Origin of the sequence: Enterococcus sp. H57, from assembly GCF_003112495.1 — a bacterium.
In the GTDB taxonomy this organism is placed as follows: domain Bacteria; phylum Bacillota; class Bacilli; order Lactobacillales; family Enterococcaceae; genus Enterococcus_B; species Enterococcus_B faecium.
On record NZ_BEHC01000039.1, the window covers coordinates 15855 to 33281 of the forward strand.

At 37.9% G+C, this 17427-nt stretch carries 19 protein-coding genes; 5 read left to right on the forward strand and 14 right to left on the reverse strand.

What is annotated here, in order from left to right; genetic code table 11:
• Nucleotides 1-81: 81 nt before the first annotated feature.
• The 5 genes from trmD to rpsP all read right to left on the reverse strand — a co-directional run bounded on the left by trmD (nucleotide 82) and on the right by rpsP (nucleotide 2975).
• Entirely contained in the window at nucleotides 82-843 is a 762-nt protein-coding gene (gene trmD / locus DIZ30_RS08760; RefSeq protein ID WP_002293717.1) for a tRNA (guanosine(37)-N1)-methyltransferase TrmD, read from the reverse strand.
• Complete coding sequence (gene rimM / locus DIZ30_RS08765; protein WP_002293716.1) at nucleotides 833-1354, reverse strand: ribosome maturation factor RimM; 522 nt, start codon at nucleotides 1352-1354, stop codon at nucleotides 833-835. The genes trmD and rimM overlap by 11 nt, the downstream gene beginning before the upstream one ends.
• 169 nt (nucleotides 1355-1523) lie before the next feature.
• The gene (locus DIZ30_RS08770; RefSeq protein WP_002326259.1) at nucleotides 1524-2315 is read right to left on the reverse strand and encodes a hypothetical protein; all 792 of its coding nucleotides are present in this window, start codon (nucleotides 2313-2315) and stop codon (nucleotides 1524-1526) included.
• Between the two features lie 121 nt (nucleotides 2316-2436).
• The gene (locus DIZ30_RS08775) at nucleotides 2437-2688 is read right to left on the reverse strand and encodes a KH domain-containing protein (RefSeq protein ID WP_002290277.1); all 252 of its coding nucleotides are present in this window, start codon (nucleotides 2686-2688) and stop codon (nucleotides 2437-2439) included.
• Nucleotides 2689-2699: 11 nt separating this feature from the next.
• Nucleotides 2700-2975 carry a 30S ribosomal protein S16 gene (gene rpsP, locus DIZ30_RS08780; RefSeq protein ID WP_002290274.1) on the reverse strand — a complete coding sequence of 92 codons (276 nt, stop codon included), beginning with the start codon at nucleotides 2973-2975 and terminating at the stop codon, nucleotides 2700-2702.
• Between the two features lie 252 nt (nucleotides 2976-3227).
• Here rpsP and DIZ30_RS08785 point away from each other — a divergent pair, with 252 nt between their 5' ends.
• Nucleotides 3228-3782, forward strand: a complete 555-nt coding sequence (locus tag DIZ30_RS08785; RefSeq protein WP_002293714.1) for an NADPH-dependent FMN reductase — start codon at nucleotides 3228-3230, stop codon at nucleotides 3780-3782.
• Nucleotides 3783-3860: 78 nt separating this feature from the next.
• On the opposite strand, the gene DIZ30_RS08790 is transcribed toward DIZ30_RS08785, so the two are convergent.
• The 5 genes from DIZ30_RS08790 to DIZ30_RS08810 all read right to left on the reverse strand — a co-directional run bounded on the left by DIZ30_RS08790 (nucleotide 3861) and on the right by DIZ30_RS08810 (nucleotide 7316).
• Entirely contained in the window at nucleotides 3861-4382 is a 522-nt protein-coding gene (locus DIZ30_RS08790; RefSeq protein ID WP_002297192.1) for a dihydrofolate reductase family protein, read from the reverse strand.
• A gap of 3 nt (nucleotides 4383-4385) precedes the next feature.
• On the reverse strand, nucleotides 4386-4964 hold the full coding sequence (locus tag DIZ30_RS08795; protein WP_002293710.1) for a DNA-3-methyladenine glycosylase I: 579 nt from the start codon (nucleotides 4962-4964) through the stop codon (nucleotides 4386-4388).
• A gap of 111 nt (nucleotides 4965-5075) precedes the next feature.
• Nucleotides 5076-6494: a signal recognition particle protein gene (ffh, locus tag DIZ30_RS08800; protein ID WP_002293709.1), complete on the reverse strand. Its 1419-nt coding sequence runs from the start codon at nucleotides 6492-6494 to the stop codon at nucleotides 5076-5078.
• Between the two features lie 20 nt (nucleotides 6495-6514).
• Nucleotides 6515-6853 carry a putative DNA-binding protein gene (locus DIZ30_RS08805; RefSeq protein ID WP_002293708.1) on the reverse strand — a complete coding sequence of 113 codons (339 nt, stop codon included), beginning with the start codon at nucleotides 6851-6853 and terminating at the stop codon, nucleotides 6515-6517.
• Nucleotides 6813-7316 carry a DUF523 domain-containing protein gene (locus DIZ30_RS08810; RefSeq protein ID WP_002297194.1) on the reverse strand — a complete coding sequence of 168 codons (504 nt, stop codon included), beginning with the start codon at nucleotides 7314-7316 and terminating at the stop codon, nucleotides 6813-6815. Before DIZ30_RS08810 ends, DIZ30_RS08805 begins: the two co-directional genes overlap by 41 nt.
• A gap of 130 nt (nucleotides 7317-7446) precedes the next feature.
• Between DIZ30_RS08810 and DIZ30_RS08815 the strand changes: the two genes are divergently transcribed.
• Both DIZ30_RS08815 and DIZ30_RS08820 read left to right on the forward strand, forming a co-directional pair.
• Nucleotides 7447-8151: a response regulator transcription factor gene (locus DIZ30_RS08815; RefSeq protein ID WP_002293705.1), complete on the forward strand. Its 705-nt coding sequence runs from the start codon at nucleotides 7447-7449 to the stop codon at nucleotides 8149-8151.
• Complete coding sequence (locus DIZ30_RS08820) at nucleotides 8148-9884, forward strand: ATP-binding protein (protein WP_002297195.1); 1737 nt, start codon at nucleotides 8148-8150, stop codon at nucleotides 9882-9884. The genes DIZ30_RS08815 and DIZ30_RS08820 overlap by 4 nt, the downstream gene beginning before the upstream one ends.
• 102 nt (nucleotides 9885-9986) lie before the next feature.
• On the opposite strand, the gene DIZ30_RS08825 is transcribed toward DIZ30_RS08820, so the two are convergent.
• The 3 genes from DIZ30_RS08825 to DIZ30_RS08835 all read right to left on the reverse strand — a co-directional run bounded on the left by DIZ30_RS08825 (nucleotide 9987) and on the right by DIZ30_RS08835 (nucleotide 14353).
• Entirely contained in the window at nucleotides 9987-12458 is a 2472-nt protein-coding gene (locus tag DIZ30_RS08825) for a cation-translocating P-type ATPase (RefSeq protein WP_002319273.1), read from the reverse strand.
• Nucleotides 12459-12783: 325 nt separating this feature from the next.
• The gene (locus DIZ30_RS08830; RefSeq protein ID WP_010721606.1) at nucleotides 12784-13674 is read right to left on the reverse strand and encodes a phosphate ABC transporter substrate-binding protein PstS family protein; all 891 of its coding nucleotides are present in this window, start codon (nucleotides 13672-13674) and stop codon (nucleotides 12784-12786) included.
• A 196-nt stretch (nucleotides 13675-13870) separates the two neighbouring features.
• Complete coding sequence (locus DIZ30_RS08835; protein WP_002319272.1) at nucleotides 13871-14353, reverse strand: hypothetical protein; 483 nt, start codon at nucleotides 14351-14353, stop codon at nucleotides 13871-13873.
• A 207-nt stretch (nucleotides 14354-14560) separates the two neighbouring features.
• Between DIZ30_RS08835 and DIZ30_RS08840 the strand changes: the two genes are divergently transcribed.
• Nucleotides 14561-14971, forward strand: coding sequence for a hypothetical protein (locus tag DIZ30_RS08840; RefSeq protein WP_227644281.1), 411 nt, complete (start codon nucleotides 14561-14563; stop codon nucleotides 14969-14971).
• On the forward strand, nucleotides 14947-16461 hold the full coding sequence (locus DIZ30_RS08845) for an IS3 family transposase (RefSeq protein ID WP_010726506.1): 1515 nt from the start codon (nucleotides 14947-14949) through the stop codon (nucleotides 16459-16461). Before DIZ30_RS08840 ends, DIZ30_RS08845 begins: the two co-directional genes overlap by 25 nt.
• Nucleotides 16462-16728: 267 nt before the next feature.
• On the opposite strand, the gene DIZ30_RS08850 is transcribed toward DIZ30_RS08845, so the two are convergent.
• Nucleotides 16729-17046 (reverse strand): SdpI family protein, encoded by a 318-nt coding sequence (locus tag DIZ30_RS08850; RefSeq protein ID WP_002322761.1) that lies wholly within the window; start codon nucleotides 17044-17046, stop codon nucleotides 16729-16731.
• Between the last annotated feature and the right edge of the window lie 381 nt (nucleotides 17047-17427).

A 17427-nucleotide genomic window follows, 5' to 3' on the forward strand; every position in this document is an offset into this window, starting at 1 on the left:
TCGTAATAGTTAAGTGCTTTTGCACTCACCATAAAATACTAACATATTATCAACCTACTGTAAAGAATATTTTAGAAAAAGTCACTTGGCTTCATCTGCTGTTTTTTCTTGTTCTTCTTTCTTGATTTCTTCTAAAAATTTCGTCATTTGAGGTGTCCATTCAAGTGTTTCCAAAAGATCAGGCCGACGTTGATAGGTCCTTCTTAGTGATTCTTTTAATTGCCATTCTTCAATCAATTTATGATTTCCATTTGTCAATACTTCTGGTACTTTCATCCCTTTATATTCTGCCGGGCGAGTATATTGGGGATGTTCCAATAAACCGGTTGAATAAGAATCCGTTTGAGCTGAAGTCTGATTCCCTAACACATCTGGCAAAAGCCGAACTGTTGCATCGATCATGACCATCGCACCTAATTCTCCCCCAGTAAGGACATAATCTCCTAAGGAAACTTCATCTGTCACTAATGTGCGGATACGTTCATCATATCCCTCATAATGACCACAAATGAATACTAAGTGTTCTTCTTGTGAAAATTCTTCTGCCATTTTCTGATCGAATCGTTTACCAGCTGGGTCAAGAAGAATTACTCTTTTTTTGACATCCGGTGCAGCTTTTTCAATGGCTTGGATGTTATCATAGATGGGCTGGACTTTGAGCAGCATACCTGCTCCACCGCCGTATGGATAATCATCTACTGTCTGATGTTTGTTATCTGAATAATCGCGGAAGTTAGAGATATTGATATCTAATAATCCTTTATCTACAGCCTTACCGATGATGGATTCCCCCATAGGACCTTCAAACATTCTTGGAAATAAAGTCAATACATCAATCTTCATCGTCAATCAGTCCTTCTGGAATTTCTACACGGACCACTCCAGCTTCTAAATCGACTTCTTTGACGACAGAAGCGATATATGGAAGCAATATATCAGCTTTTTTCGGACGTTGAACGACCCAAACATCATTGGCACCTGGTGACAAGATTTCTTTTACTTTACCTAACTCAGTTCCATCTTCTAATACATGCAGACCGATGATCTCATGGTAATAGAATTCATTTTCAGCTAGATCTACAGAGTTGTCTTTTGACACTTTTAATATGCCATCCCGATATTTTTCCACATCATTGATAGAAGGATGTCCTTCAAAACTCAATAAGTCAAAATTTTTATGTTTGCGATGACTTTTGACTGTTAATTCCACAGGTGCTTTTCCGTCTTGGAATAGTGTTAACACCGTTCCTTTTTTGTAACGTTCTTCTGGGAAATCCGTTGTTGAGATAACACGGACTTCGCCTTTGATACCTTGTGTGTTTACGATTTTTCCTACATTCAAGTATTCAGTCAACTTATATCCCCATTTCTTTTTTGTCTGTTTTATTTTAGCATGTGTGAAGAGGCAATTCTAGTTTTCTTTTAAGGTATTAAGCCAAAATTATGCAAAAATGCGGCGTGCTATTTTTGATTACTTCCTGTGACTTGGAGTTAAATGATGGGCTCAGATCAGCGCGCTGATTTCACAACCTCTTCATAGAAACTGCCATCTTCAACGCAGACATAGGATCTTGATGAGTGATCGTATAGGCATTTTTCGGTTCTTGCCAGCTTACTTCTACGGCTCGATTCGTCGTATCACCCATATCAACAGTAATTTTACCAAATTGTTCAGGTGCTGGTAGACTGTTTTCTTCCAAATAAGCTACGATTTCTTTAGCTAATAGTAAGGGATCTTGGCCTTCTATATTATTCCCACGGATTCGAATACGCCAGTTTCCTTCTTGCCATTCAAGAAAACTTGAACCTGCTGCACCTTGCTGATACCCTGTGATTCGAGAACCTAAGTCCACTTGCTGACCATTTGTGTCGATCTCAAAGGGCTGCAAAACTTGGATTGTTTCTTGACTAGAAGCAAACCCATATTGATATAGATAGGTTGCAATAGGCGTTTCTTGATTCAATTCGTCAGCATTCAACCCGAGGGGACGATCTGTTCTGTAATATAAAATAGAATAACCTTGCTTTGTATGTGTCGCTGCGATATTGAGATAGCCTGAAGAGACTGGTACATCTAGAGGCATGGGAACATTTGGCTGTTGTTCTTTCAACTGGTCTAAAGCAGTCTTTTTCTCATTATTTGAGGTAGCCATTGTTTGTTCAGTGGTGGTAGCCGTTTTGGTACTACTTTTTTCTGGACTGGTAACAGTTTCAGATATACTGCTTGATAGATGTGTATTGTCTGATTCTTGAGTAACCGAACTACAAGCGCTTAACAATAGAGCAAATGGAATAAATAACATTTTCTTTCTCATTGGCTGTTCACTCCCTCCTCCTATAAGGATACGCTTTCTTGCTTGTTTTGCCAAATAATCATTTCTTCAATTAATAAAAAAAAAAAAGCTGCACTCGAAAATTCGAGTACAGCACGTTTATTTACTTTTCCTTATCATCGATGATATTCAAACGCACTTTTTTCGGTGCATTGATCCGAACACCGTAAACGATTGTGCGGATTGCTTTAGCAACACGCCCTTGTTTTCCAATGATACGGCCAATATCTTCAGGAGCCACTGTTAGATTGTACTCGTAAAAGTCTTTCGACTCTACGACGTCTAACTTGACTTGATCAGGATAAGTGACTAGCGGACGAACGATTGTTAAGACTAAGTCGCTTAAATCTTTCATATCCGGTCACCTTATTTCTTTGAGAATTTAGCTTCGTGGTGTTTTTGCATAACGCCTTCTTTTGAAAGGATGTTACGTACAGTGTCAGAAGGTTGTGCACCTTTTGATAACCAGTCAAGAACTAAGTCTTCTTTTAAAACTACTTCTGCAGGGTCTTTCAAAGGATTGTAAGTACCTACAGTTTCGATGAAACGTCCATCACGAGGAGAACGTGAATCAGCTACGACGATACGGTAAAACGGACTCTTTTTAGAACCCATACGTTTTAAACGGATTTTAACTGCCATTATTTATTTCCACCTCCATTGTTTTATTCACAAGATGTAGTGTAACAGTTTTTTTTTACCCTGTAAAGCTTTTTTTCTTTACAGCTTGATTAAATTCGATTTTTTTTAGGAAATAGAAGATTTTAGACTTCTTTTTTGTTAAAAATAAGTAATCTATCTTCTATGTAGCTTTTGTCAGTAAGTGTTTTTATTTGCTCCAGTTACTTATCTTTTGTAAGATTATTATAGATAGTTTGAAGGAGGAAAAATCGTATGACAAAAAAAATTGGATTTTTTATTGGTAGTTTAAGAAAAGATTCTTACAACAAAAAAGTAGCAGAAGCTTTTGCGAAATTGCTTCCTGAAGGGTACGAAAGTGTATTTGTAAAAATCGATGATCTGCCATTTTACAATGAGGATCTCGAAACTCCAGAACAGGCTCCTGCTGAATGGACTCGTTTTCGTGAGGAAGTGAGGGGACTAGACGGTGTCGTTTTCGTTACTCCTGAATACAACCGTTCTGTGCCAGCAGTATTGAAAAATGCTTTAGATGTAGGCTCAAGACCTTATGGACACAGTGTTTGGGATCATAAACCAGGTTTAGTCGTTACTGCATCACCAGGTGGGATCGGCGGCTTTGGCGCAAACCACCATCTACGCCAATCACTTGTCTTTTTGAATGTGCCAACCTTGCAGCAACCGGAAGCATATATCGGAAACGTTGCGAATCTAATTGATGAAAATGGTAATATCGTTGAAGGAACATTAAGTTTCTTCCAAACGATTTTAGATGCGTATCTAGATTTTTCTAACAAATTAACAGAGTAAAAAGCATAACGGTAATAAAAAAGGCAACTATGTACAGGACATTTCTGCATATAGTTGCCTTTTTTATTTTATTTACTTCTACTTTCGTACATAATGCAATTCGATAAATTCACCGAATCGTGTCGTGTCTAGCATTTCAAAACGCGCTTCATATGTTCCTTTTTGGAATAAAGGAATCCCGTCCCCTAATAATACAGGGGTAATCTGGATATACCATTCATCAATCATTTGATGTTCCAATAGCGGTTTGATCAATCGACCGCCACCCACAACCCAGATATCTTTTCCTTCTGTCATTTGTAGATTTTTTAGAAAAGCAACAGGATCTTCGTTTACGACCTCAGCATCTGGCAATTGTAATTGTGCATGGGTGGAAAAAACGAAATTCTTTTTCTCTGGATAAATTGCTTCGGTCTCCAAATATTTTTTTGCTTCCTGATAAGTTTTTCTGCCCATGATGGTCGTATCGATTGTTTCATAAAAAGCTTCATAAGTGGTTTGCTTACCTGTTGGAGTGTCAAAAAGCCATTGAAGATCATCCGTTTTCGTTGCCAAATAGCCATCTAAACTTATAGCACCATAAAATATGATTTTTCGCATGCTTTATTCGCCCTTTCTGCCGATACGTACGACCTCTTCTTTGCGGAAACAACTGTCAAGGTGATCATTGATGATCCCGACAGCTTCTAAAAAAGCATAGATTGTTGTGCTTCCGATAAATTTAAATCCTCTTTTCTTTAGATCTTTTGCTAATTCATCTGAAAGAGGACTTGTTGTTGGGACTTCTTCTTGTGAATGATAAGAAGAATCAACGATTTTTCCATTAGAAAACGACCAAAGATACTCTGAAAAACTGCCGATTTCTTCTTGAATTTTCAAGACTGCTTTGGCGTTTTGGACGGCTGCTTCGATTTTTCTTCGGTTACGAATAATTCCTTTGTTTTCCATTAGTTCACTGATTTTTGTTTCTCCATAATTTGCGACTTTTTTGATATCGAATCGATCATATGCTTCATCGAATGCTTCACTTTTATTTAAAATCGTCTGCCAGCTCAATCCGGCTTGATTAATATCAAGCATCAATTTTCGGAACAGCTTTTGGTCATCATATTCAGGAACACCCCAGACAGTATCATGATATTGCCGCATACTTTCTGTTTGTTCACTCCACGGACATCTCATCTGTGCCACCTCTTCGTTTAGAGTAATTGTATTAGTAAAGAATAAAAATTGCTGATAGAAAAGCTCCGGCAGTAGACATTTTCAGTCTGTACCGAAGCTGTTTTTTTCATCTTATTTCCGTTTTTTCTTTTTCTTCTTATTTTTCTTGATCATTCGATTCATCGCCATTTTGCCTAGTTTTCCTTTGACGCCTGAACCAAACATTTGGTCCATACCTGGGATGTTCATATCCCCTTTGGACATTTGCTGCATCATTTTTCTTGATTCCTTGAATTGTTTGATCATTCGATTCACTTCAACAACACTGTTTCCAGAACCGGCAGCAATTCGGCGACGACGGCTTGGGTTCAACAGATCAGGATTTGCTCTTTCTGCTGGCGTCATAGAATAAACCATCGCTTTTTTGCGTTCAACATCTTTTGGATCTACCTTGACGTTTTCGATTCCAGGGACTTGATTCATTCCTGGGATCATTTTGATTAGATCTTCCAGTGGGCCCATACCCATCACTTGATCAAGCTGTTCAATAAAGTCATTGAAATCGAATGAATTTTCCCGCATTTTCTGTGCAAGTTCTTCCGCTTTTTTCTCGTCGTAGTCTTGCTGCGCTTTTTCAATCAATGTCAGCATATCCCCCATACCAAGGATACGGCTAGCCATACGATCTGGGTGGAATACTTCTAAGTCAGTCAATTTTTCACCAGAACCGATGAATTTGATTGGTGCGCCTGTCACTGAGCGGATCGATAGTGCTGCCCCGCCTCGAGTATCCCCATCAAGTTTAGTGATGACGACCCCTGTAATACCTAATTGCTGGTTGAAGCTATCAGCTACGTTGACGGCATCTTGACCAGTCATGGCATCGACAACAAGCAAAATCTCATTTGGTTGCGTCAATTCTTTGATTTGTTTCAACTCATCCATCAATGTTTCATCGATATGCAGACGTCCTGCCGTATCGATCAATACATAGTCGTTTTTCTTTTCTTTTGCTAACTCCATCCCTTGACGGACGATCTCTACCGGGCTGACTTCAGTTCCCATATCAAATACAGGAACGTCTAGCTGTTGACCTAATACTTTCAATTGGTCGATCGCAGCTGGTCGATATACGTCCCCTGCGATTAGGAGCGGACGAGCATTTTCATTTTTCTTTAAATAATTGGCTAATTTACCAGTAAAGGTCGTTTTACCTGCCCCTTGAAGACCAGCCATCATGATAACAGTTGGTATTTTTGGTGATTTATTTAACTCTGCTGTTTCAGAACCAAGTGTGATCGTCAATTCTTCATCAACGATTTTTACGATTTGTTGTGCAGGTGATAAACTTTCCAGCACTTCTGCCCCTACCGCACGTTCGCGTACGCGCTTAGTAAAATCTTTGACTACTTGCAAGTTAACATCGGCTTCTAGTAAGGCAAGGCGGATTTCCCGCATCATTTCTTTTACGTCAGCTTCTGATACTTTTCCTTTTTTTCTTATTTTTCCCATCGCCTGCTGGAGACGTTCAGTTAAGCTTTCAAATGCCATATTTTCTTCATTCCTTTTATTTATTCTTCGATTGCTTGAATTTGCTGTACATATTCAAGTAGTTTTTTATCTTCCGGGTACTTATCTGTAATATATGCAGTCATATTTTCCAATACCTGTTCTCGAACAATATAATTAGAAAAAAGATGGAGTTTTTTTTCATAATCCTCCAAGATCTTGCTTGTCCGCTTGATATTGTCATATACTGCTTGTCGGCTTACTTCGTATTCTTCCGCGATCTCACCTAATGAAAAATCATCTGCATAATATAATTCCATGTAGTTCATTTGTTTTTCTGTCAATAAGGTCGAATAAAATTCAAAGAGCGCGTTCATTCGATTGGTCTTTTCGATTTCCATTCTGCTCACCTCTAGTTTTCAGCCATTCTTCATCAGAGAGCACAGTCATTTTTTGCTGAATAAAATAAGCAGTAGCCACTCCGGCACCATTTTTTTTTATTCCGGAAAAACTCCCGTCATAAATCGAATGGGTTCCGCATGAAGGGCTTTTTTCCTTCATGATGACTAGATCAATGTGTTTTTCCTGCAATTTTTGATAGGCTTTGATCGCGCCATTTTTGTACGCTTCCGTTACATCTTCGCCGCTTGTCGTCCATACTTTTGCTTGATCTTTCCACACATCGAATCCATTTCCACCAATGATTTCAGCGGGATCTCTAGGAATTGGTAATCCGCCGATCACTTCTGGACAGACCATGACAGCTTCTCCAGTTTCAACTAGTTCCATCAATTCTGGTACTTCTTTTTTCTGTCCATCATAGCGACAGGCCAGACCGCCTAAACATGCACTGATTCCAATCATTGACTGCTCTTCCTTTCTATTCAGCAAAGTGCCTTCCTATTATACCATTTATTTCTTTTGTAAAATAGCCCTTTGTACTGATTCTATGCTAAAATATAAACAGAATGAAACCTATTTAAAGGAGATTTGAATGAAAAAAATACTAGTTGTTGATGATGAACCTTCTATTGTAACGCTCTTGACGTTCAATTTGGAAAAAGAAGGCTACAAGGTAACCAGTGCCACAGATGGAGGCGAAGGATTAGAATTAGCATTAGAACAATCATTTGATTTCATCATTTTAGATGTGATGCTTCCAACGATGGATGGCATGGAGATCACTCAGCGGCTGCGTCAAGAAAAAAATGAAACACCGATTTTGATGCTGACGGCTAAAGATGACCAAGTGGATCGGATCATTGGCCTAGAAATAGGTGCTGACGACTATTTGACCAAACCATTTAGTCCTCGCGAAGTATTAGCCCGTATGAAAGCAATATTCAGACGAATTGAACCTCGTAAGCAATCAAAAGATGAAGCTGAGCCTGAATATCTATCGATTGGACAAATCACTGCTGATTTGACCAATTATCAAGTGACCGTAGACGACCATCTGATTGAACTAACACCGAAAGAATTTGAATTACTTGTTTATTTCATGAAACGAAAAGACCGTGTGATCGACCGAGACACATTGCTAGACCGCATTTGGAATTTTGACTTCGCAGGACAAAGCCGAATCGTAGATGTACACGTTAGTCATTTGCGAGAAAAAATCGAGCGAGATCCAAAACACCCAAAGTACTTGGTGACTATTAGAGGATTTGGCTATAAGTTTCAGGAACCCAAACGATGAAATGGAAAAAAATTTATGAACGTCTCTTCTTTCTTATTCTTTTAGTTAGTTTGTTTTTTGGTGGCTGGCAATTGATTTCCCATTATTTTCAACAGCAGATCGTGGAACAGCAAGAAAGCTACCTGACAAAAAAAGCACAACTGCTGATCCGGCAATTAGATGTCGAAAACCTCCAAGCAGCGCAAAACAAAACTGCTTTGGAAGAATTCGTCCATCAGTCGAACGAACGGATTACTTTAATGGATGCTACTGGAAAGATCTTATTTGACACAAACAATGAAACATTGAATGAACAGCGAAACTCCCGTCCCGAAATCAAAGCCGTATTGAATGGTGGGAACCTAGGTAGCGCTTTGCGCAAAAGTACTACTTTGAATGAGGATCTTTTATATGTCGCATTACCAGTCAAAAAAAGTGGCCAGTTAGAAGCCATTTTACGTATCGCAGAACCGACAAGCGGTTTTTTACCGAGAACTGAGAGTTTTCGCCGTTGGGTCTTTTTCTTCTTTCTGTCTTTCTTCCTTGTTCTTGCAGGAATGATCTATTATCTGATCTATCAAAAAAACCAGCCATTGAAAACCGTGCTGCCCGTACTAAAAAAAATGGTGCAAAATCCTAATCAGGCGGAAGTAATCATGCAAACACCCGATCAATGGGAAGAATTGTATCAGACGATTAATGCGTTGAGCGAACAAATGAGTAAGATGTATCGGGCGTGTACTACCACAGAAGAGCAATTATATACGTTACTGAACGAACTGATGATTGGCGTATTCCTGATTGATGATGCTGATTCTCGTTTACTACTGCTTAATCCAAAGATGCAGCTACATTTAAACGTGGTAAGCTATCAACCTGAACAGCGGTACACAGAAGTCATTCAAGAGCCAAAACTCATTCAGCTGATTCATCAAGTGACTCCTGAGCATCCGCTGATCCATCAGGAGATCACCCTTACAGAAGGTCGGCAGACATTAGACTTGAGTTTGCGCTACTTTACTAATTCAGAAGGTACCGGACAAATTCTAGGGGTGGCGTATGACTTAACGAAAGTGCGACGTTTAGAAAAGCTACAAAAGGATTTCGTTGGCAACGTCTCTCACGAATTAAAAACTCCTGTGACTTCACTGATTGGTTTTACCGAGACTTTACTGGATGGTGCAAAAGATGACCCGCAAACTCTGACTTCTTTTCTTGAGATCATGCAAAAAGATGCGATCCGGTTAGATAAACTGATTCGGGAAATCATCCAGCTGTCAAAAGATGGCGAGAATTCTTACGAGATCCAGACAATTTATACAGAACCTTATTTCCAGCAAATCGTTCAAAATTATCAGCCAATCATCGAAAAGAAACGGTTGACGATTCGATTGATTGGAAAGAACGAACCATTTACTACTAAAACAGATATCCTTTATCCAATTATCAAAAATCTGATTGAAAATGCTGTCCAATATTCAAAAAGCGACAGCGAGATTATTATCCGCTATCAGGCAACAGATGATCTATCGTTTTCTGTCCAAGACTTTGGTATAGGTATCGACATTGAGGATCAGGAACGGATCTTTGAGCGTTTTTACCGCGTAGACAAGGCGCGAAGCCGACATTCAGGCGGGACCGGATTAGGGTTAGCGATTGTAAAAGACTACGTGCAACTCCTTAATGGTACGATTACTGTAGACAGTCATCTTGGAACAGGTTCGACTTTCACCGTTACCATTCCGAAAATGTAAAAAAGAGCAACTGCTCGTGCGTTTTAAAGTTGGATGACTCATCCTGCTTCGAAAGATACACGAGTGGTTGTTCTTTTTTACTCTTTTTTGAGATACTTTTCGTCAATTTTCTCGTTTAAATATCGATAGAAATTTTTTAACTACGCGACTAAACGGCTTTTGCTCTTTTTCATTTTTACGTTCAAACAAATATTCTACCAATGTGGTCAAATGCCTAAAAATCGAATCTGCCGAGAAAAATAGAATGCTCAACAGCAAAAGTGATACAGCTGAGATACCGGTGATTGAAAACAGCTTATGCAAAAAGATGACCGAAAAAAAGTTACCGCTAGCACAGAAAAGAATGATCTGACTTCTGAATTTATTCAGCGGTGAACAGATTTTATAGAGAACGAGGAACCCTACTGCAATCAAAAGCATGGTAGATGCTGTAGAAACATCTGTTTTATTTAGATTCAAAGTCACCCCGCAGATCACCAACGCACCGACTACGATCATATCTGTTAGTCCACCTGGCACAGCTTTTTCCATCACATTCATGATGAATTTCCCTCTGATTCGCTTTTTGTTTTCTTCTAGAGCAAGCAAGAAAGATGGAAGTCCGATAGTAAACAAACTAATCAATGTGATTTGTGATGGTTCTAAAGGATAGGTCAGAGCAAAGATCACTGAAAACAGTGAGAGCAAAAAGGAGAAAATATTCTTCACTAAAAACAAGCTGGCTGATCGCTCAATATTGTTCACAACGCGCCGTCCTTCTGCAACAACTTCTGGCATGCGTGAAAAGTCAGAATCAAGTAAGACCACTTGTGAGGCCTGCATGGCGGCTTCATTTCCGGAAGCCATCGCTATACTGCAGTCTGCTTCTTTCATGGCTAGAATATCATTCACGCCATCACCTGTCATAGCTACTGTATTGTTACGCTTTATCAATTGAACGAAGATTTTCTTTTGTTCTGGCTTGACGCGTCCAAAAACTGTATATTTTTCGACAGCTGCTTCATATTCTTCTTCTGATAATTTAGATGCATCAACGTACTGATCAGCATGTGAAATCCCTGCTTGGACAGCTACATTGGATACGGTGAGCGGATTATCTCCAGAAATCACTTTGATGGCTACTTGCTGTTTTTTGAAGTAATCAAATGTGGCTCTTGCTTCTTTTCTGATAGGATTAGCAATCAGAATATAGCCTAATGGTGTGACTGCTTCTGTCAATACTGGTTCTTCAAGAATCCCATCGTACACACCAAAGACCAACACGCGATAGCCTTTTTCAGCGAAAGAAACAAACTCTTCCGCATATTCCGGCAATTGATCGCGCAAAACCATTTCGGGCGCTCCTAAAACATACACCTTGTCTGCCAACGCTACACTGCTGAATTTTTGGACAGAAGAAAAAGGAATAACATGGTGATAGGATTGATCAGTGGTTTTTGTAAAATATGCTTTAACAGCTTCCATTGTTGCATTGTCTCCTGCCATCGCTTTTGCATAGTCAGCAATGCATGCTTCCAATTGATCTGACTGACTGATTATTTCTTGTTTTTTAGAGACGATCACTTTTTGAACAGACATTTTATTTTCTGTGATCGTTCCTGTTTTATCTACACAAAGGACATTTACCCTTGCCAATGTCTCAATGCTTTTCATATTGTGTAAAAGAACTCTTTGCTTTGCTAGTTTAGTCGCACTTAATGCTAATGCAATCGTCGTCAGCAAGTACAGTCCTTCAGGTATCATACCGATCAATGCTGCTTCCATTGCAACGACACTTTCTTTGATCGTGTTTCCATTAAAAAAGTAACTTTGAGAAAAAAGCAGGATACCGATAGGAATAATGATGATCCCAATCCATTTGATCAATTGATTAAGAGAAGCAATCATCTCCGACTGTTCTCCTTCTCCCATTGTCTTGGCTTTGACTGTCAGCTGGGAAATATACGAATCTGCTCCAACTTTGTCTAATCGGGCGTAAGCTTTTCCGGAAACAATGAAACTGCCGGACATTAATGGATCGCCTATTTCTTTGGTTATTTCATCTGCTTCGCCTGTCAATAAAGCCTCATTAACTTGCAGTTTCCCTTCCACGACCTCTGCATCTGCTGGAATTTGATATCCAGTCTCTAAAATAACAATGTCATCTATTACAAGGTCTTCTATATCTATTGTTTGTTCTATCCCGTCTCGTATGACATTGACTTTTGCTGTATTTAAAACATTTAGTTCGTCCAAGATCTTTTTGGATCGAATTTCCTGAAAAATGGCGATTCCTGTATTGGCTATGATAACTGGTAAAAAAGTCAAGTTCTTATAGGATTCTACTAAACAAAGCAAAATGGCTAAGATAAGAAAGATCAAATTGAAATACGTAAATATGTTTTCCAATACGATTTGCTGATTTGTTTTGAATGTGGGATCGACTGAATTATTTGCTGCACCTTTTTCTATTCGTTCCTTGACTTGATCTGCCGTTAATCCTTCTTTATACGATGGAAAAAGACGGATGACTTTATCTGATGATCTTTGTGTTACTTTCTTTTTTTTACTTCGATTTATCCATTTATTCTTCATGTGGCTACCTCGATTGATTTCGTTTTCTGGATATTTCCAAACTTCTCCTATCCAGTATAGAACAGATATGGAAAGTGTTCCTCACATTAAGCTTGCAAACACCTTTCATTCCTGTCATATAGCAAAAAAAAAGTTACGACAGTTCTATGTCGTAGCTCTTTTTTTCGAATAAACGGTGTTCAATCAGCTGACCCTCGGTATTAGCTCAAAAAACGGCAAAATATGAGGAACTATTTTTCACAATTAAAGGAAAAATGTATATGTGGGGAAACATAGTTGATTTTTCCTTAATAGTAACGACTACCGTGGCATGTTTATCTGCTAGTTATTTGATATTTCCTTCGTGATCACGTTCTAATTCCATCATTGTGATTGGTAAATAGCCCAATTCTTTGACAGGTCCTTCTTGGATTTCTTCTGTCATCATGTAGTCTAAGAATTTTTGGACTTCAGGGGAAGGTTTTCCGTTCGTGTACATATGTTCATATGACCAGATTCCCCAGCTGTTATCTGCTACATTCTCTTCTTTTGGTTCTACACCGTCGATACTTAGTGCTTGTGTGGAATCATCGAGATATGAGAAAGCTAAATAGCTGATTGCTCCTGGTGTTTGACTTACCAGCTGCCGAACTGTTCCTGATGAATCTTGTTCTTGGGATTGCACAGGGGTAGCACCATCCAGTCCCCATTTTTCGAATGTCGCGCGGGTACCGCTGCCGTTTGCACGGTTCACGACGTTGATTTTTTGATCTTTCCCGCCAACTTCCTTCCAGTTAGTGATTTTTCCTGTAAAGATATCAATCAATTCCTGTTTGGTGATATCTTTGACATCTGTATCTTTATTGACGATTGGTGCCATCCCGACCACTGCTACTTTATGATCCACTAATTTTGAAGCATCAACTCCGTCTCTTTCTTCTGCAAATACATCAGAGTTTCCGATAGTAACTGCTCCAGCTTCGACTTGGCTCAAACCAGTTCCGCTTCCTCCTCCTTGTACAGAGATTTGATAATTTGGATTTTCTTGTACAAAGCTTTCTTGTGCTGCATCGACTAACGGCTGTAATGCTGTCGAACCTACCGCAACGATTTTTACTTGTTCATTTGAGTCACTTGAATTATTTTGTGTGGCAGAGCCATCTGTATTTCCTGATCCTGAGCCGCATCCGGCTAAAAGAATTCCCATCATACCTAGAGTAAACAATACTTTTTTCATTTTATTGCTCCTTTCTTATTTACAACTAAAGTTTATCAGTCGACTGTAAATCCCTCGTATGGTTGCTGTAAAAATATAGTTAAGTTATGTAAAAATCATGTAAACGTTTTTCGCATTCTTTACATAATAATAAAAAAAGCATATGAGAAACATGCATTTTACGCAGCTCATATGTTTTTTTACTGATGATCCACCATCAATAGTTATTTTTTATAGATACAGATCGTTCACTTTTTATCCTGATTTCTGTCCAGAAGTAAAAAAATGTTGCAAGAATAAATGAGGCAATTACTAAATAGAACCATGGTTTGATCGTCAAGAAATACATGGAGGAATAAGCTGAATCCTTCAATCCACTCTCGCTCAAACCATTAGGGCCGATAATCAAGCGAGGCAGCAAAGAAAACATAGATGTAAATACTAATAAGCAAGAAAAGTAAAGCAGCTGCCAATTGTAGTGATTGATCAGAGATTTTGGTAATAAGAGACCTACACTTATCACTAAATAGAAAACAATCAAAGCTGGAAAATTCCTAGAAACCACAAATCCGCTTCCTTGGATCAGGCCTAATATCTCCGCACCTTGTACAACAGCATTTACCCATGTAAAAGGTAGCAAAACGATAGGAAAAAACCAAAAAAATAAATAAAGCCGATCGATTACTGCTTTTCTTCTCATTAACGTTCCCCCAAACTACTTTTTCTCTCATCATACTATACAATTTTCTATCTAAAAAAATTAGGGGGAAAAACTTTTTTTTTAGAGATAATGGCATGAGAGTTTATTCATTTAATCTAGAAATAATGAAAAAGTAATTGATTATTGCAGGATTCAATTTACAATAAAACTAACAAAATAATAACACTTGTTAGGTGGTGATGAAAGATGATAAAAACTTGCCGGAAAAACCTTCCGTTGCTTTTATCTTTTGTTCCTTATGTGCATTTCGCCTTACTGCTTGATTTTCGTTATCATTCCGTAAGCGGGTTCATCACATTGATATTTTTATCTCTTTTTGCTGGATATTATTTTCAAAGGAACAGGCGTATTATATCTTTATTCATTGCCAATATTATATCTACTGTCACTTCCTATTTATTTTGCGCCAATTTTACTGAATGGCGTTACTTCTATCATCCTTTAAAACCGACCCAGCTGATCTTGCTTCTTGCAGGTATTTACTTAGTTCCACAAATCCTTGGGTCGTTATGGGCGGTAGGGGGGTGCGGACATAATCCTGGACTAAAAATGAACACAGGAGGAATGTTCGTATGTTTTCCCACGAAGAACGTGTAAAAGCCATTCAGTTATTTTTAAAGTACGATTGCTCCTATGCCGCTACTATTCGTGAATTAGGCTATCCGTCCGTTGGCGCACTTCGCAAATGGTACAATGAATATTTGATATCTGGAGCGCTTCATCTAGAACACCGAAAAAAATCAAAGTATTCTGAAGAACAAAAACGAGTAGCTGTGAATCATTATTTTGAATATGGACAGTGCTATGCAAGGACGATTCGATTGCTTGGTTACCCTAATCGAGAGTCTTTACGGCACTGGTGTGAAGAACTAGCGCCTGGGGCTAGAAAACTTCGGAAAAGTGCAGTAAAGTTAACCCAAGATCAAAAAGATAACGTGTTGAAAAAATTCTATGCGCCTCAGGCCAACAGAAAAAGCTTAGCTGAAGCCGAAGGCATCAGTAGAGTCACTTTGTATCAATGGAAAGACATGTATCTTGGAAGGGGTTTTCCACTGCGTATGACTCAAGAAAATCAAGAAGAACAAAAAGAGTTACTGTTAACGGAAGTTAAAGAATTGCAAAAACAAGTACACCAATTGCAACTCGAGAAAGCATTACTTGAAGGAGCTACTGAACTGCTAAAAAAAGAAGAAGGCATCAATCTCCTTCAACTGACAAATCAGGAAAAGACACGATTGATTGATGCCTTAAGAAATCAATTTAAATTAAATGAACTTCTTCAACAGCTTTATTTGTCTAAAAGCAGCTATTTTTATCAGAAACATGTAATTGATAAACCAGATAAATATGCTGAAGAACGTCAATTGATCGTGACCATTTTCAACAGTAACTTCTGCTCTTATGGTTACCGCAGAATTCATCAAGAACTAAAGAATATGGGGAAAATTCTTTCTGAAAAAGTTGTACGGATGTTGATGATCGAGGAAAATCTAATCGTTACATTTTCCAAACGAAAAAAATACTCTTCGTATGCTGGTGAGATCAGTACTGCACAACCAAACTTATTGAATCGTAATTTTAAAGCGACAAGGCCTAATGAAAAATGGTTGACTGATATTACTGAATTCAAAATCCCGGCAGGAAAAGTTTATTTGTCGCCAATTGTTGATTGTTATGATGGAGCTATTATTAGTTGGACAATTGGCACCAAGCCTGATGCAGCATTAGTGAATACTATGTTAGATATTGGACTAGCTACACTTCAAAACCAAGAACGGCCAATTGTTCATTCTGATCGCGGGGCTCATTATAGATGGCCTGGTTGGATTGAAAGGATGAACAAAGCAAATTTACCACGTTCCATGTCAAAAAAAGGTTGCTCACCAGATAACTCTGCGTGTGAAGGCTTCTTTGGGCGATTAAAGAATGAGATGTTTTACCAACGGGACTGGAAAAACACCTCAATGAATCAATTTATGGATCATTTGGATGACTACATCCAGTGGTATAATAATCATCGAATCAAGTTATCTTTAGGAGGACTAAGTCCTCTTCAATATCGGAAGAAACAGGAATGTAATTGCTGAAAAAGGTCCAAAAAAACATCCGCACCCCCTAGCCTTATCTTATAAAAAAGCTCGGCATCCATAAAAACAAACCATATATGTACAAAGAGAAGCTACTTTCTTCTTTTTATACATATATGTTTTTCTTATATCATGTATACATTTATTACTTTTTTTCTCTTTTATACTCTTAAAAAATGCTGAAATATCAGCATTTTATCTATCTCCTGCTTTTTCTATCTTTTCTGATTTTTAATATCACTATCACCAAAACTATCACTAGTTTTTCTATTTTTTACTTCTTTTCTTCTCTCCAAACACTAAAAACAGTTGTGTAATAATTGCAGCAATAATGATTCCAATAATAGATATTGAATTTGAGGTGGAAACATCTATAATATTCAAAGAATAAAGTGTTGAAGAAAGTAAACTAATTAAAACAATTCCTCCATAAAAAATAGTTTGTGAGTATACCCAATTTTTTTTAGAAGACAGACTTCGTTTAGTTCTAAAACCTATACTTGCATTTCTACTCCTATCAAAAATCCATATATTCAGAAGTAATAATATCGCTACTATTAAGATAAAATTACTATAAAAAAGCAAAATATTCCCTCCTAATTAAATATTAAATACCGAAAAAATTATGTTTAGATAATACCATAGTTAAGTTTTTCCTTGTGATGTTTTTCGTAAAAAGATATTTTAGCAGCATTATCGTTACAGTGCATAGTTACCATCGGCGTTATGACTATATAAAGTATACTTTCGTTGATCCAGAAAGGTATATAGATTAAAATAAGTTACCTAAAAAGGACAAATACAAATTTTATTATCTTATTCATAGTAAGAAGATAATTTTAAGATTGCGAAATACGATACTATTTGTAATCTATTGGATAGGCTACAATTAACTAGACAGAAAAATTAAGGTGTGTAGACTAGAAGAAAACATACCAGGAGGAATTTTTATGTCTAAGAGAACAC

What these genes read in the sequence shown, in the direction of transcription:
- trmD (WP_002293717.1), bottom strand. Translation starts at nt 843, where the DNA reads ATGAAGATTGATGTATTGACTTTATTTCCAAGAATGTTTGAAGGTCCT.
- DIZ30_RS08770 (WP_002326259.1), bottom strand. Translation starts at nt 2,315, where the DNA reads ATGAGAAAGAAAATGTTATTTATTCCATTTGCTCTATTGTTAAGCGCT.
- DIZ30_RS08775 (WP_002290277.1), bottom strand. Translation starts at nt 2,688, where the DNA reads ATGAAAGATTTAAGCGACTTAGTCTTAACAATCGTTCGTCCGCTAGTC.
- rpsP (WP_002290274.1), bottom strand. Translation starts at nt 2,975, where the DNA reads ATGGCAGTTAAAATCCGTTTAAAACGTATGGGTTCTAAAAAGAGTCCG.
- DIZ30_RS08785 (WP_002293714.1), top strand. Translation starts at nt 3,228, where the DNA reads ATGACAAAAAAAATTGGATTTTTTATTGGTAGTTTAAGAAAAGATTCT.
- DIZ30_RS08790 (WP_002297192.1), bottom strand. Translation starts at nt 4,382, where the DNA reads ATGCGAAAAATCATATTTTATGGTGCTATAAGTTTAGATGGCTATTTG.
- DIZ30_RS08795 (WP_002293710.1), bottom strand. Translation starts at nt 4,964, where the DNA reads ATGAGATGTCCGTGGAGTGAACAAACAGAAAGTATGCGGCAATATCAT.
- ffh (WP_002293709.1), bottom strand. Translation starts at nt 6,494, where the DNA reads ATGGCATTTGAAAGCTTAACTGAACGTCTCCAGCAGGCGATGGGAAAA.
- DIZ30_RS08805 (WP_002293708.1), bottom strand. Translation starts at nt 6,853, where the DNA reads ATGGAAATCGAAAAGACCAATCGAATGAACGCGCTCTTTGAATTTTAT.
- DIZ30_RS08810 (WP_002297194.1), bottom strand. Translation starts at nt 7,316, where the DNA reads ATGATTGGAATCAGTGCATGTTTAGGCGGTCTGGCCTGTCGCTATGAT.
- DIZ30_RS08815 (WP_002293705.1), top strand. Translation starts at nt 7,447, where the DNA reads ATGAAAAAAATACTAGTTGTTGATGATGAACCTTCTATTGTAACGCTC.
- DIZ30_RS08820 (WP_002297195.1), top strand. Translation starts at nt 8,148, where the DNA reads ATGAAATGGAAAAAAATTTATGAACGTCTCTTCTTTCTTATTCTTTTA.
- DIZ30_RS08825 (WP_002319273.1), bottom strand. Translation starts at nt 12,458, where the DNA reads ATGAAGAATAAATGGATAAATCGAAGTAAAAAAAAGAAAGTAACACAA.
- DIZ30_RS08830 (WP_010721606.1), bottom strand. Translation starts at nt 13,674, where the DNA reads ATGAAAAAAGTATTGTTTACTCTAGGTATGATGGGAATTCTTTTAGCC.
- DIZ30_RS08835 (WP_002319272.1), bottom strand. Translation starts at nt 14,353, where the DNA reads ATGAGAAGAAAAGCAGTAATCGATCGGCTTTATTTATTTTTTTGGTTT.
- DIZ30_RS08840 (WP_227644281.1), top strand. Translation starts at nt 14,561, where the DNA reads ATGATAAAAACTTGCCGGAAAAACCTTCCGTTGCTTTTATCTTTTGTT.
- DIZ30_RS08845 (WP_010726506.1), top strand. Translation starts at nt 14,947, where the DNA reads ATGTTTTCCCACGAAGAACGTGTAAAAGCCATTCAGTTATTTTTAAAG.